Source organism: Actinobaculum massiliense (assembly GCF_001457435.1).
Lineage (GTDB): Bacteria > Actinomycetota > Actinomycetes > Actinomycetales > Actinomycetaceae > Actinobaculum > Actinobaculum massiliense.
The window spans coordinates 1,212,193-1,226,391 of record NZ_LN881717.1 but is presented as its reverse complement, the minus strand read 5'-3'; the positions used below and the strand labels follow the sequence as shown (position 1 = coordinate 1,226,391).

Sequence of the window (14,199 nt, the reverse complement as noted above, 5' to 3'; positions counted from 1 at the left end):
CTTTTACTCTCCGACCCGGCCGTTTGCCGCCTGCATTAGACTCCACGATGGATTCGCAGGACTTTTATTACTTCGCTTTGGGACGCCTGGCAAACCGTGCCCCGCCACCGAGGTACCGAAGGGAGAGGCATGATCGCGCAGTCGCTCATTATTGGTTGCGTCATTGGAATTGTGGTGGGCGCGCTCGGAGCCGGCGGCGGCATCCTTTCCGTTCCCGCTCTTTTCTTCCTGCTGGGATACTCGGCCCACGATGCCGCGACCGGATCGCTTATCATCGTCGGCCTCACCGCCCTCGTCTCCCTCATCTTCCGCGCCCGCCACCACGAGGTGAATTGGAAAACGGGGGCGATCTTCGGCGTCGTGAGTTGCGTAGGAACCGTTCTGGGCACGCACATTAGCTATCGCATCGACGGACGCGCGCTTATGTTTTCCTTCGCGATTCTCCTCGCCGTCGTAGGAATTGCGATGCTCTGGCAGGCTCTACAACCGCCTCGCGAAGAATCCGCGAAACAGTCCGGCGCGTCGGAGGTTGTCCTGAGCGCCATTGGCACCGGAATCCTCACCGGACTTTTTGGGGTAGGAGGCGGATTCATGATTGTTCCGGCGCTCCTCTTTACCCTCAATCTCCCAATTCGCCAGGCCTCGGGCACCTCGCTTTTGGTCATGACGATTACGTCCGCCACCGGGTTGCTAGCGAGAATCCCCGCGGGAATTAGTTTGGACTGGAGCGGCATTCTCCTTTTCGCCCTCGCCTCTATGGCCGGCGGCCTGGTGGGTGGGCCACTAACCAGCCGTGTTTCGTCCCGTACACTCACGATTATTTTTGCGGCCTTGCTCCTGGCGATCTCTATCTACACCGGCGTGACGACCGCGCTGGGCTGAACGCGAGCGGCGGGCGTAGCACATTCGCCACGCCCGCCAGCTTTATGCCCGCATGCTTTTTCGCCGGCCGGTTATAAGTCCGCCAGCTTCACGCCCGCCAGCACTAAAGCCCCATTCCGCTTAGTCGACCACGAGCTCCAAACCGACAGCCCAGCGCGAACCGTCGGAACTGAACGAAATCTCGGAATGATCATCCGCGGCGGCCACCTCGGCAACTTCACCGCCAAGCACCCGTGCGCTTCGCACCTTTCGGCCTATCCGCACCGAACTTAGAGCGGGCGAATCACCCTCTCCAACTCCAAACAGATAAATCCGCCCATCTTTTTCGGTAGCAAACCACTCCGAGCCCGGCTCGCCGGAAATACTCGCGGAAATATCGGGAGCGGCGGGACGCGTTGCGTATATTCCCTCACCGTTGATCTCCAGCCACTGCCCGAGTTGCTGAAGGCCCTCGCGAATGTGCACCGACATGTGGCCGGTTTTATCGGGACCGATCCCAATGAGATAATTACCGCCGCGCGCCACAATGGCGACGAGGTTATGAATGATTTCCCGCATGGGCTTCACCGGATCATCACGTTCCATGGAGCACCAGGATTTCGTCATGGTTATACACGATTCCCACGGATATTCGAGCAGTTCATCGGGCAATTCTTGCTCGGGAGTGCGGTAGTTTTCGTTGCGTCCGTGCACCTCGCGATCGACCACCAAAATATCTGGCTGAAGTTCGCGGGCGTGGTCGGCAATCGTATCCATGTCGATTGGTTCTTCCGGATCGCGCACCCACCCGGCATCGAGCCAGAGCACGTTAATGTCTCCGTAACGGCTCAGTATCTCGTGGATCTGGTTCTTGGTGTAGGTGATGAAGCTCTGCCACTTCGCGGGGTGCTCCTCGATCGGGTAGTTATGGAAGCGATCGGTGAGGGTTCGCGAGCGGTCCCAGTAGCCGGGGTGATTCCAGTCGGCCTTCGAGAAGTAGGCACCTATTTCGATGCCTTCCCCGCGAAAGGCATCGACAACTTCCCGGAAAATATCACGGCCGAGACCGGATTCTTCCGAGGTCGATTTGAAGTTAGAGAAATCGGTGTCGTACATGGCGAAGCCGTCATGATGCTTGGTGGTGAAGACCAGGTATTTCATACCCGCTTCCGCGCACGCTTCGGCCCATTCCTTCGCATCGAACTCTTCGCCCGTGAAGTTTCTAGCCTGATCACAGTACCAGGTGTGGTAGGCGGCGTCGTCGCCCTCCCACTGCGCGGGAGGTTCCGTGAAATCACCGAGGTAATCGCGATGCAGCGACCACGAACCCGCCTGCCCAATATAGGCGTAAATTCCCCAGTGGATAATCACCCCCACCTTGAGGTCTCGCCAATGCTCCAGCGCCTTGGCGGTACGCGGATCCGCAGGCCACTGGTACCCCGGATCGGGCGCGGGGGTAAGGGCGCCCGCCGCCTCGAGCTTATCCGGAGTGAAATCGAACTCTTCGCTCATAATATTTCCTTGTTTGTTTCCCGGAAGTTCTTCTTCTCACGTGGGTTGTAGGTAAAGAATGCGGCGGCGTCATCTTTTACGACGACGCCGCCGCCAGCGCCAGGCTCAATACGTCCACGCAATGCGGACTCAACACGCACCGGTTCACCTCGCGGGGTCACGCTCTGCCGCTAGGTTTCACGGTGCCCGCACGCGCGAATCATGCCTGGCTCCTAGAACTTCAGACCGCCCGCTTCAATTCCCCGGAAGAAGTACCTCTGGGTGAACATGAAGAGGAGGACGGGCGGCAGAAGTGCAATAACAGCACCCGCAAGAACCAGCTGATAACTCGTTCCTTGGGGTGAATTCTGGATGGCGTTGAGGGTGAGCATCAGGGTCTGATGGTCCGGGCTCGGCAAGATGAGCAACGGGAGGAGGAAATCCGACCATACGGTGATGAAGGTAATAAGACCAACCACCGTGAGCGAACCCTTCACCTGCGGGAGCATCACCGAGATGAATCTGCGGAACTCGCCCGCCCCGTCAATAAGCGCCGCGTCTTCAATCTCATCCGGAATGGCGAGGAACGCAGCGCGCATGAAGAGGAGCTGGAACGGGTAGAGAATCGTCGGCAACCACACGCCGAGGAGCGAATCGTACAGACCGAAGCCCACCATCATGGAGAACAGCGAAAGCATGATCGATTCGAACGGGAACATCATTGCGCACAACACGATGAAGTAGCAGATTGTGCGGCCATTCCATCCGCGGCGAGAGAGCATATAGCCGCCCATGGTGGACAAAACGAGGTTCGACGCCGTGCACAGCGCCACGACGATGGCCGAATTGAGAATCGACCCGAGGATATCGGTGCGCTCAAACAACCTGCGGAAGGATTCGAGTGACCATTCCTGGGGAATGATGGAGGACTGGGCGCCGAAAACGGGTTCGCCGGGTGTCTTGAAAGCGGAGAAAAGCGGCAGAAGGATTGGCCCCACCAAAATAATGAGGATGATCGTCAGCACAATATAGCGGCGAACTAACGCCCAGCCGCGCAGAGTGCGGGAGGTGCCGCGAGCGGCTTCGTTCGCTAGCCGGCGTTGCCTACGTCGCTGGCGTAGGCGATCAACGACGCCGTCGGACTTCGCCTCGGAAAGCTTTACGGTATCTACTTGAGTCGTCATTCGTTTTCAGCCTTACTCTGGATCCGCTGCGACAGCAGGATGAATCCAAACGTGATGAGGAACAGGAATACCGATGCCGCGGTGCCACGACCCAGCGAACCGAACGTCGGATCCTGGATCTGATCGCGGATGTACATGGTGATCGTCTTTGTCGGTGAATTATCGCCACCGAGCAGGTAGACCTCAGTGAAGATCTTCAGCGATCCGATCAGGCACAGCACGCCTACCAGATACATCATGATTCGAACACCCGGAACCGTTACGGTGAAGAAGCGCCGCACGGGACCGGCGCCGTCAAGTTCCGCGGCCTCGTAAAGCGAATCGTCGATGTTCACGAGGGCCGAGAGGTAAAGAATCATGTAGTAGGGAAGGCCCTGCCACAGGGTGATGAGCATGGCGCAGAAGAGAATCAACCAACGATTGGAGAGGAACGGGATCGAATTCTCGAGGAGCCCGATGCCTCGCAAGAAGTTATTGATGGGGCCCTGCTGATCGAGCAGGAAACGCCAGGCAATCGAAATAACCACCAGCGAGCAAACAGCTGGGATGTAGAACATGGCACGGAAGAAACCAATACCGGGAACGTTCGTGCGAACCAGGAGCGCTAGAAGAAGCGGCAGGAAGACCATCAGCGGCACGACCACCAGCGCGTAGATAAGGGAGTTTCCAACGGCCTGCCAGAAAACATCATCTCCGAAAATGTACTGGTAATTCTTTACTCCGTTGAAAGGCCCCATCGAACCCAGCGGCCGGGTGTGGGTAAATGATGTGACGATCGTATTGATAAATGGGTAGATGTAGAAGAGCAACATCGCCGCGATCGGCAACCCTACCCATAACCACGGGACCCACGGCTTACGGAACCGAGCGGCACCGTTCAACCGTTGTTCGACCCGCTTCTTCTTTTTCGGTGTGCGGACCTCCACCGATTTTGTTTCTATTTCCGTGCTCACCTTTGCCTCCTACAGCGGCAAGTTAGTAATTGACGGGCGGTTGAGAGTGGGGCCGGCCATCCGTTTGGCCGGCCCCACCTCGTGTCAGCCGCGAAGACGCTTAGCCTTGGCGGTCAGCATTCAGTTCATCCAAGAGCCGGTTCATTTCCTTCTGCGCTGACTGCAACGCGTCGGCCGGCGCAACCTCTCCGCGAATCGCTGCGTTGACGTTCTCAACCAGTGCGCTCTGTACCGCACCGTTGACGTAGAAGATATCGAGGTAAGCCTCGGCGTTCTTCGCCGCCTTGGCGGCCTCTCCATAGGCTTCCTGGAAAACCGGATCATCGGCGAAGGTCGGCGGTTCGGCAACGATCTTGTCGAGGGCTTCGCCCACCGACGGGAAGACAATGGCGCCACCGTCGTGAGCCCAGGCGTACTGGTTCTCAGCGTTCGTAATGAACTCTGCGAACTTCACGGAAAGCGGGGCGTTCTTGGTAGTGACGGAAACCGCCACGTACTGACCTTCAAACACCGGCGCTACATCCGGGTTCGTCGGGAACTGACCAATTCCGGTGTTCTCGTAGACCTGGCGGTTGTTATCGCGTACCGCCTTGAGGTAGGAGGCGTTCGGCGTTCCGAAGGCAAGGTTGCCATCGGCGTAAGCCTGGCCGGGATCGGGCTGGCCGGTCAGCGAGTCGTGAGGAATTCCGCCGTTCTTGTACAGATCTGAGAGGCGCTGTACGTAGTTAATCGCGGTCTCGTTATCGGCAAAGTCGAACGCGGTGTGATCCTTGTTGAGGAGCTCAATGCCCATGCCGTGCAACTGAGCCACCAGGTACCAGTCCGGCGAACCGTAGATGGCGTAATCGCCGGTCTTGGCGGCAGCCACCTTATCGGCCTGGTCGAGCATATCTTCCATCGTCTTGGGCGGAGTAGTCGGATCCAGACCCGCACGCTCGAACACCTGCTTGTTGTAGGTCGTTACGTACGGACCGAAGTACCACGGCAAGGCGGTGTGGTGATCCTGGGCTCCCAGCGCGGTGGAATCCCAGATAGTCGAAATGAACTTATCGCCAATGCCGGGCGCCTTGACGTCCAAATCCATCAGCAGATTGGCGGTCGACAGCGCGAGGATCGACGACGAAGCCACGTTGACGACGTCGGCCATCTGGCAGTTAGCGGCCTGCGAGGTGATGGCCTGGTCGAAGCCGGTGCCGCCACCCTGATCAGTCCAGTTGATCTTGGTGCCGGGGTTAGCCGCCTCGAACTCGGCAATCTTCTGCTTGAAGAACGGAGCGAAATCGGCCTGCAGACCCTGCGTCTGGAAAGTGATTTCGCCTTCCACCTTCGAGGTGTCAATCTTGCTTGCGTCAATATTCTGTGCGGGGATATCGCAGGAAACGGCGGGCTTCGGGATGCCGCTTTCGCTATTCGTATCTCCTGAGCCGTTTGAGCTACATCCAGCCAAACCTAGGGACAGGGCCATGACCGCACCGGCCACCGCCGTAAACTTCCGATACTTCATTAAAGACCTCCGTTGGTCGCTCTACTACCGGGCAACGTCGCCCGGAGTCGTCTCGATCGTGGATCCGACTTGAACAATGGTATTACGATCTCAGCAAAAACGAAACACTGTTCTGCCTATTGGAAGTCGCCCGGAGCTGGAATTCTGGCCGTACGCCCGGCCCGCAAGACCTCGTACCAATCCCGTTTTGCCCGAAATCTAGCCAAATAAAGGTGGAACTAGAGGTAGGTAGGTCATCCCAATGGGAGGCTTCATCCATGTTGATCTCGTTTTGATTACAAATCGAAAACCCGACTTCGGCGGCGTTTCCCCCTCGCGCGGCGAGTTTTTGGACGCGCGATTTTTTCCTATCAGAAACCGCCGTTTCCGATGCAGAACCATAGGCTTCCCCAAACTCGGCATCGCCCATCGGAATAATGGACAGCCGGGCCGGCACGGCCGCTCCGCTCCCCGCGCCGGCTTGAGTCCCGGCCTCAGCGGTAGCGGCGGCGGTGATATCGGTAGCGGCGCCAGGCTTGCTGAGATGCAGCTCTCGCATGCCCGGACGAAAACCACCCTCCTGCGGCTTTTCGTGGCGCTCCCACATCGCCTCCACGCTTTGCGCGCTAAAAACCCCCGGCCAACTAGCGTGCGCCATATCGGGATAGGCAAGTCCGGGCCCGGAACCGACCCAGTCGATCTTCCATTCGGGGTCCGGAATCTCTAGGCGCATCCCTAGCCGGCCCAGCACCTCGGGCCACTGTCCATCCAGCCGCACTGCGTAGGTAACCAGCACTCCTTCGCGCACCGGCCGATAGGTAATCTCTACGTCCGCTCCGTACTGGAAGGACGGTGCGCCCCACCTTTCGCGCACACGAACCACCCCGTCACTTTGGCGCTCGAGGGCCCGCAACTGGCGCGTGAGCATAGAAACATTCGCGCTCTGCCAGTGGTCGGCGTTGGACGGGCCTCGCGTATCGTGGCCCTCCCCAATTTCTCCGACCTCGTCGAGGCCCCAGTAATCAGCTTGCGAGTGCCCGCGATCATTATCGGTGGGCGCGCGGAAAGCCGTCAGATCAATTCCCCGCAGATCGATTTTCCCAACCCTGCGAAGCATGCCACGTTCGTCAACCAGGAAGCTTTTTTCCTCCCCACCCCGGATTTCCGCGGAACGCTTTTCTACCGGATCCAGCTCGGTAAAGGCGTGGGTCACCACGCGTTGGCCACACCCGTCAGTAAAGCCAGTGGGAACCGGGTGGTAACCGGCGATCGGATGAATGGAAATGCCGCGTTCACGCTCTCCATTGCTGGCAAATTCCAGCCCGTAGCCATCGCTGGCAACCACGCAGTAACGCACCGCCCAGCGCGTGCCGGGCCACCGCTCTTCTGCTCGTTCGCACGCCTGCGCCAGCTCGGGAAGTTCCAGTCGAACTTCGCCGTCGAACGCAGGAATGGAAACAACCCCGGTTGCCTCGCCACCCTCCGCGCTCCCTCGTGGGCCAAGCGACTGGAGGGTCCAGCGCAAAGCCAAACCCTCGCAACGGTTACGCGACCACTGGTTGACGAGGGTGACGCCGGAGTTATCGGCGCCCGAACTCCGTATTTGAATGGGGGCCATAACCGTCGCCCAGTTAATCAGGCCGGAATCTACCTCGCCGAGTGAGCCGAGCAGACCGTCAGTGACGAAGTTTCCGTCGTGGATTTTCTCACCGAAATCTCCGCCGTAGGCGATCGTTCGCCGCCCATCTTCATCAACTTTCCACAGTCCGTGATCGCGCCACTCCCACAGGTAGCCACCCATGGATCGCCGATGGTGGAAGAGTCGGGCATAGCCATCGGCTCCTCCCGGCCCGGTTCCCATGGCATGCAGGTACTCGCAGAGCAAATAAGGTGCGGCGCGCAGTCGGCGCCGCGCATCGGCGTCGACCTTCCCCGCTAAATGGGAAGGCACCGCCACCGGATCTTCGGGCGCACCGTCCAACACCGCTTCCACCTCTTCGTAAGTGGCGTACATACGCGCGTAAATATCGGTGTAAGCGTGGTCGTGATCGGACTCGTAATGAACGATTGCCCGCGGATCACGCGCGTGGATCCAAGCAGACATCGCCGCCAGATTCTCCCCGGTCCCCGATTCGTTTCCGAGCGACCAGCTAAAGATGCTGGGATGGTTCTTGTCTCGTTCAAAGGTTCGCCGCGCCCGGTCGAGGAAAGCAGTGCGCCAAGCCGGATCATCCGAGGGATTACCGGCCCATTCGGAGGACCCGGAGTACTGGAACCCGTGGGTCTCCACGTCGCATTCGAGCATCACCCAAAAACCCATTTCATCCGCGAGATCGAGAAGCTTCGGGTGGGGCGGGTAGTGAGCCGTGCGAATGGAGTTGATATTGAACGCTTTCATCGCCCGCAGATCATTCCGCGAAAATTCCTCGTCGAAAACCCGGCCGGCGTCCACTCTCACCTCATGCCTATTGACACCAATAACCTTGAGGGGAAGTCCATTGGCTAGAAGTTGCCCGTCGATGATTTCGACGCGCCGGAAGCCGCTGCGGAGGCGGCGCTGACTATCTCGGTTTTCCACGATTACCTCGTAGCGTCGAGGCGTATCGCAATCCCACGGCTCCACCGCTCCCACGCCCGTCCAGTCGCACACGTACCGCGCCCGGCCGGGCGCAATTTGCGCGGAATCTTCGCTAGCTACGCGCAAGGGAGCGGTGAACGCTAGCTCAGGAATTCGCACCCGGAATTCCTCCTCCCCTCGCGGCGATGATTCCGCGTTTTCGTCGGCGCTACCGGCCGCGGCTGGAAGCACCCCAGCAGAAACCGTGCTGGCAGAAGCAGCGCCCACAGAAAGCTCCCCGGTCTGAAGGGTCAGTGCCTCAACACGGATGTTCCCCTCGCCGGTGCTCGGGTCAAAATCGGTACTGACCCACACATCCTCGATTTCGCCTGGCTCCAGGTGACGCAGCGTCACATCTCGGAAGATTCCCGGTAACCACCATTGGTCCTGGTCTTCCACGTAGGTGCCGCGAGAGAACTGGTTGACCCGGATGAAGACCTCGTTTTCGCCCGCGTGAAGCAACTCGCGAATCTCGAATTCGCGAGGCATTCGCGAACCCGTTGTAAACCCGGCCCACACCCCGTTGATCCAAATTCGCGCCGCCGACTCAACGCCGTCGAGCCGCAAGCGGGTAGAACCGGCAACAAGCCATTCTTCTGGCACGGTAACGGTTCGCCAGTAATCGCCGGTCGGGTTGGAATCGGGAGGAAGCGGCGGGGTGATGGCGAAAGGAAAGTTGACGTTCGTATAGGCCGGAGCGCCGAATTTTCCGGCAGGAAGCACCCAGTGGGAGGGAACGCGCATGGAGTCCGTTTCACCCTCCGGAATGGGTCGCGGAGCCGGGCGCGAAGGATTGAGTAGGGGATCCGGATCGGCTGGGTAGTAGCAGAAACTCCATTCGCCGTTCAGATCGAGGAAGCGCTCTTCCGACCCCGGCCACGAGCGAGGAGGCAACACCGCCCCCGCGTAGGGCTCGTAGAATTCGTCGGACACGTTGCTACCCAGTTGCATCATTGCCTTTACTCCTCAGAATGGTAGTCGGTTCCAAAATCCGAACCACACCATTGTGCACGCTCGGAGGAGCGATCACAAAATACTTAGCCCGCTAATTTGTTGTAGGCATTAACTTCTCTGCCGCAGATCCCACATTTTTCCCTTCGGCAGGGGTGTCGCAAAAGGGGGACGCGGCTGTACTCTTTGCTGGTGGAAAAAGTGCTGACACAGTGCACCCTCGAGGACGTGCAACAGCTCGCCCGCATTCGGCGAGAGATTGAAGAATCCCTTGCCGCGGAAGGCATTGAGCAGTGGCCCGTAGGATCGATGGGCGCCGAGCAAATCGAGCAACTTATTCGCGACGGCGAATGGTGGGCGATTCGCGACGGCGATGATATCGCCGTCGCCGTGCGGCTCCTTGATTCCGATCCACTCCTCTGGCCGGATAACCGAAAAGCTCTCTATCTGCATTCGCTGATGGTCAACCCCGAGTATGGCGGGCGCGGTTTGGCGCGCGACCTTTTTGAGATCCTTATCGACGTGGCGCGCGAGCGCGGGCTGAAGCAAATTCGCCTCGATTGCGTTCCGCGCCTGCTCCCCTTCTACGAAAAACTCGGATTTATCCGCACCGGGTTCTGGCACACCTGGAACACCTCGGAGACGGAAGTTTCCTATCTGCTCTATCGCCCCGTTCCCGAAGAACCCGGCTCTACCCGCAATGTGCTCGGCCTGACGATTTCGCGCAAACTGAGCGATACGCCCGCGCCCGCCCCCAGCGGCAAGCCGTTCCCGGATTCCCCCTTCTCCTACGCGCTTATGGATGCCGATATCCAGGTCCCCGCCGGGGAAACCCGCGAGCTGGAGGACTAGGAGGCAGCGCCCTCCTTGCCCTCCTGGGCTTCCTTTGCTTCGAAGGCGGCAATAATGCTTTCGAGCGGCTTGTAGTGGTCGTTCACCGCACCGCGGTAGGCAAAAATATCGCCCGCCTCCGCGGCGTCGAGAATCCGCTCGTGAGCGCGCGCCGTCTCCAACATCTGCTGGTTGGTTTCCTCGCCGCCCATCTCATGCATGGATAGCCCATGCACCACCCACAGGGCGGTGAGTACCTGCGAAGCAACGGCGTTGTGTAGCGAGTCAACGATTTCGGTATGGAAGCGGATGTCTTCTTCCCAGAATCTCTCGCCGCGTAGCGCCTTCTCCTTCATCCGGCGCAGGATATCGCGCAGCTCCGGATTCTCGGTGCCGCGCAGTGCCGCAACCACGTCTGTGCTCATGCCCAAGTCGAGGTAACGGCGTAGCGCCACAATTTTTTGTACCCCGTGCGCGTCGGCGCCTTCCTCCAAAGTGGCGCGCAGGAGTAGCGACTCCACCAGCGGGGTGAAGGACATATCGCCAATCACCGTGCCGCGCCCCTGCTTGGGAGCCACAATATTGAGAGCCTCAAGCTTCGAAAGCGCCTCGCGCACCGAGGAACGCGAAACCCCCAGCTCCTCGCAGAGTTGCGCCTCCGTCGGGAGCTGATCTCCGGGCCCGAGGTGATGCTGAAGAATATAGGACTTGATGGAAGTCATCACGATATCCACGCGATGCGCCGGCTTTTTGCGCGCACCCGTCACCGTCTCCACCGCTAGAATCGCGGAATTCTCCTTGTGTTGCTGGGTTCCCCACCCGCTTTTAGCCATGGACTTTTTGCGTGCCACAACGAGCCCCCTTCGCCTCTGCTAAATTTTTCGCGCCCTTCCGCACCGTTTCCCGAAGGAATTTCCCGACGACGCCGCTGTACGCCGCGCCTTGGTCACGCCTCACTTCGTGGCGGGCACCGGGAATCAGGCACACCTCCAGGTGCGGAGCGGCCGCGTGAATTTCCTCCAGCCCGCCCGGGCCGAGGAGCACATCTGCACCGTCGGAACTAATAACCAGAGTTGGCATGGTGAGTTTTTGCGCTATGAGCTCCCAAGGCTCGTCGAAAGTAACGATCCCGGTACCTACGAATTCTGTGTCTACCTGAACTTTCGCCTGTGCCCATCCGGCTCGCTCCGCCGTGCTCCAGGCCGGATGCTCACGGGCTAACTCGGCCAGGGCCTGGTCCATATTGCGCGCAATCCATTCCGCTCTTTTCGCCGCCTGCGGTCCAGCTGCCCGGTAGCGGGCGCGCCCGGCGGAATCGAGCCAGGCCGGCTCTTCCAAAACTAGGCCGGCAAAAAGCTCGGGGCAGCGGGCAGCCACGTAACTTGTTAGCGCGGCTCCCATGGAGTGCGCAATCGCGATAACGGGACGGCCGCTCCACCGCGCGAGCTGCGCGTAGGTCTCTTCTAACGCCTGCGCTTGGGCAGCAAAGGGATGTTCGAGCTGTTCGGGCGTGAGGCGAGGCGAAAGGCCGTGGCCCAGCAAGTCGATTGCGGCCACGCGGAAGCGGGGATTGAGCTCGCTCACGAGCGCGGCAAGAGAGGCGGCGTTGTCGGTAACGCCGTGGGTGAGCGCGATCAGCGGGGAGCTCGTTTCATTCCCGCTGAGGATAATGCTTAACACGTTTCCTCTCAGTGCCTTGAAATGCCACAGAAACATAAAGACCACAGCAAGAGCAAAACCCGCGCACCATTGCGTGGTCACCACTGCCGATCTAACTGAATTGTACCTAATGTCAGACAAATTACCTAGGTGCGATCGCGATTCCTTATCGCCGCGCACCCGCACCAAACCTCCGCACGCAACATTCGCGGAAAAATCGCCCCGCACCCGCCCCGCAACATTCGCGGAATCATCGGGAGGGCGGAGGAACAAAAATCGGGCCCCGGATCTTTTCGATCCAGGGCCCGATCCCGAAACGGGAGCGAGGCACCGGGCGCAGCGTGGCGGCTGAACTCGCCCGGCTCAGTTAGCCGTTCAGATCAGCTGTTTAGAGCAAACCCGATTCGACCAAAATCTGGCGAACAGCCTCAACATCCGCCCCTTCGAGCGCCTCGACCGGGCGAGGCATCTGGTTGGTTTCGATTACACCGAGGAGCATGAGCGCCGTCTTGAATCCGCCCACGCCCACGCCGAATCCGGCGGTGGCCTTGGCGACCATGGCGATGCGCATCAGGCCGGCCAGGCGGTCCTGAATCTCGCGGACCTTATCCCAGTCGCCGGCCTGCGCGGCCTGCCACTGCTCAACGTAGCTACGAGCGTCAACATTGCCCAGGCCGGGAACGGATCCGTCCGCGCCAGACATATAGGCGCCGTCGACCACGACCTCGTGCCCGGTCAGAACCGAGAGCGGTGAGCCCGCGGCCTTGTTGGCGCGCACCAGGTAGCGGAAGTTGACGTCGTCGCCGGAAGAATCCTTCACGCCGGCGAGCACGCCGTCGTTGGCCAAGCGCATCAGCATGTCCACGCCGAGCTTCTTGTGCACACAAACCGGAAGGTCGTAGGCGAACAGCGGCAGATCCACCGCCTCGTGCAGCGCGCGGAAGGAAGCTTCGTCTTCCTTGACAGATGACAGCGCGTAGAACGGAGCAGTTGCCACAATGGCGTCAACGCCCAGCTCCTTGGCCTGCAGGCCGTGCTCAATCATCTGCTCGGTTTGCATATCAACGACGCCGGCCAGAACCGGAACCCGTCCGTTGACCACGCGCACCGCGGCTTCGATGATCTCGCGCCGGCGCGACGGCGTCGAAAACGCTACTTCTCCGGTGGAACCGAGGAAGAAGAGGCCATCGACCCCTGCCTCGATCATTCGATTGACGTTATTCTCGAACGATTTCTCGTCGAACTGACGGTCGGCCGTCAGCGGCGTCACGACCGGGGGAATGACACCCCTGAAACGTGAATCTGCCATTATTCTTTTCCTCCCAGATTAGGGTGCAGGAGGGACGGAGTGGCCGCGAGGAGGGTCCTCGTGTACTCGTCCCGGGGACTGTGAAGAACCTGCTCAGCGGGCCCTTCTTCTACAAACTCTCCGCGGTTCATTACCGCGATGCGATCCGAAACGTAACGAACTGTCTGAATGTCGTGGCTAATGAAGACCATTGACATTCCCAGCTCGGTTTTCAAATCCGAGAGCAAGTTGAGGATCTGCGCGCGTACAGACACGTCGAGTGCCGAGGTCGGTTCGTCCGCAATAATCACATCGGGTTCGAGCGAAAGCGCACGCGCAATTGCCACGCGCTGGCGCTGACCACCCGAAAGCTGCCCGGGAAGCGCTTCCAGAGCAGAGGCCGGCAGGCCCACGAAGGAGATCAGCTCGCGTACGCGCTTTTCGCGCGACTGCGCATCCCCGATCTTGTGTACAAGAAGCGGATCAAGGAGCTGGTCATGCACGTTCATACGAGCATTCAACGCCGTTGCCGGATCCTGGAAGACCACCGAAACGACGCGCCCAATGACCTTGCGGGCCTTGGCGCTACGGTGGGTCACATCGTGACCCTTGAAGTAGACCTTGCCACCGGTAGCCTGCTGCAGGCCGCACATTACGTTCGCCGTCGTTGATTTACCCGAACCGGATTCACCAACGATACCGATCGTTTCGCCCGGATAAAGAGCGATATTCACGTTCTTGACAGCGTGCACCTTATTCGGGTTGAAAAGCTTGCCGGTACGAGTCGTGAAGGTAACGTCAACGTCCTTCAGCTCGATGAGTGGCTCTCCGCTTTCCATGCGCTGGAGCTCTTCACGGGAAGCAATACGATCTGTTGTCAT

12 protein-coding genes are annotated in these 14,199 nt (G+C 59.6%); 2 read left to right on the top strand and 10 right to left on the bottom strand.

Annotation, left to right across the window (positions count from 1 at the left end):
- Window positions 1-129: 129 nt before the first annotated feature.
- Window positions 130-882 carry a sulfite exporter TauE/SafE family protein gene (locus BN2664_RS07165; protein ID WP_007000873.1) on the top strand — a complete coding sequence of 251 codons (753 nt, stop codon included), beginning with the start codon at window positions 130-132 and terminating at the stop codon, window positions 880-882.
- 120 nt (window positions 883-1,002) lie between these two features.
- Here BN2664_RS07165 and BN2664_RS07160 read toward each other — a convergent pair whose 3' ends face one another.
- From BN2664_RS07160 to BN2664_RS07140, 6 genes are all read right to left on the bottom strand, one after another.
- Window positions 1,003-2,373 carry an alpha-L-fucosidase gene (locus BN2664_RS07160; RefSeq protein WP_007000874.1) on the bottom strand — a complete coding sequence of 457 codons (1,371 nt, stop codon included), beginning with the start codon at window positions 2,371-2,373 and terminating at the stop codon, window positions 1,003-1,005.
- Window positions 2,370-2,513: a hypothetical protein gene (locus tag BN2664_RS09200; protein WP_155856457.1), complete on the bottom strand. Its 144-nt coding sequence runs from the start codon at window positions 2,511-2,513 to the stop codon at window positions 2,370-2,372. Before BN2664_RS09200 ends, BN2664_RS07160 begins: the two co-directional genes overlap by 4 nt.
- Window positions 2,514-2,585: 72 nt before the next feature.
- Window positions 2,586-3,536, bottom strand: a complete 951-nt coding sequence (locus BN2664_RS07155; RefSeq protein WP_007000875.1) for a carbohydrate ABC transporter permease — start codon at window positions 3,534-3,536, stop codon at window positions 2,586-2,588.
- Entirely contained in the window at window positions 3,533-4,462 is a 930-nt protein-coding gene (locus BN2664_RS07150) for a carbohydrate ABC transporter permease (protein WP_051014165.1), read from the bottom strand. Before BN2664_RS07150 ends, BN2664_RS07155 begins: the two co-directional genes overlap by 4 nt.
- A 127-nt stretch (window positions 4,463-4,589) precedes the next feature.
- Complete coding sequence (locus BN2664_RS07145) at window positions 4,590-5,993, bottom strand: extracellular solute-binding protein (RefSeq protein ID WP_007000877.1); 1,404 nt, start codon at window positions 5,991-5,993, stop codon at window positions 4,590-4,592.
- Between the two features lie 82 nt (window positions 5,994-6,075).
- A complete protein-coding gene (locus tag BN2664_RS07140; RefSeq protein WP_007000878.1) occupies window positions 6,076-9,543 on the bottom strand; it encodes a glycoside hydrolase family 2 TIM barrel-domain containing protein in 3,468 nt (1,155 codons plus the stop codon).
- 189 nt (window positions 9,544-9,732) lie between these two features.
- On the opposite strand from BN2664_RS07140, the gene BN2664_RS07135 reads away from it, so the two are divergent.
- Window positions 9,733-10,392, top strand: a complete 660-nt coding sequence (locus BN2664_RS07135; RefSeq protein ID WP_162137560.1) for a GNAT family N-acetyltransferase — start codon at window positions 9,733-9,735, stop codon at window positions 10,390-10,392.
- On the opposite strand, the gene BN2664_RS09450 is transcribed toward BN2664_RS07135, so the two are convergent.
- The 4 genes from BN2664_RS09450 to BN2664_RS07115 all read right to left on the bottom strand — a co-directional run bounded on the left by BN2664_RS09450 (window position 10,389) and on the right by BN2664_RS07115 (window position 14,199).
- Complete coding sequence (locus tag BN2664_RS09450; protein ID WP_007000880.1) at window positions 10,389-11,222, bottom strand: FadR/GntR family transcriptional regulator; 834 nt, start codon at window positions 11,220-11,222, stop codon at window positions 10,389-10,391. The genes BN2664_RS07135 and BN2664_RS09450 overlap by 4 nt on opposite strands.
- Window positions 11,197-12,051, bottom strand: a complete 855-nt coding sequence (locus tag BN2664_RS07125; protein WP_162137561.1) for an alpha/beta fold hydrolase — start codon at window positions 12,049-12,051, stop codon at window positions 11,197-11,199. The genes BN2664_RS09450 and BN2664_RS07125 overlap by 26 nt, the downstream gene beginning before the upstream one ends.
- 367 nt (window positions 12,052-12,418) lie before the next feature.
- Entirely contained in the window at window positions 12,419-13,339 is a 921-nt protein-coding gene (locus BN2664_RS07120; RefSeq protein WP_007000882.1) for a dihydrodipicolinate synthase family protein, read from the bottom strand.
- Entirely contained in the window at window positions 13,339-14,199 is an 861-nt protein-coding gene (locus tag BN2664_RS07115) for an ABC transporter ATP-binding protein (protein ID WP_007000883.1), read from the bottom strand. Before BN2664_RS07115 ends, BN2664_RS07120 begins: the two co-directional genes overlap by 1 nt.

Bases quoted from the DNA above. Each gene is read 5' to 3' on its own strand.
- BN2664_RS07165 (WP_007000873.1), top strand. From the start codon at position 130: ATGATCGCGCAGTCGCTCATTATTGGTTGCGTCATTGGAATTGTGGTG.
- BN2664_RS07160 (WP_007000874.1), bottom strand. From the start codon at position 2,373: ATGAGCGAAGAGTTCGATTTCACTCCGGATAAGCTCGAGGCGGCGGGC.
- BN2664_RS07155 (WP_007000875.1), bottom strand. From the start codon at position 3,536: ATGACGACTCAAGTAGATACCGTAAAGCTTTCCGAGGCGAAGTCCGAC.
- BN2664_RS07145 (WP_007000877.1), bottom strand. From the start codon at position 5,993: ATGAAGTATCGGAAGTTTACGGCGGTGGCCGGTGCGGTCATGGCCCTG.
- BN2664_RS07140 (WP_007000878.1), bottom strand. From the start codon at position 9,543: ATGATGCAACTGGGTAGCAACGTGTCCGACGAATTCTACGAGCCCTAC.
- BN2664_RS07120 (WP_007000882.1), bottom strand. From the start codon at position 13,339: ATGGCAGATTCACGTTTCAGGGGTGTCATTCCCCCGGTCGTGACGCCG.
- BN2664_RS07115 (WP_007000883.1), bottom strand. From the start codon at position 14,199: ATGACAACAGATCGTATTGCTTCCCGTGAAGAGCTCCAGCGCATGGAA.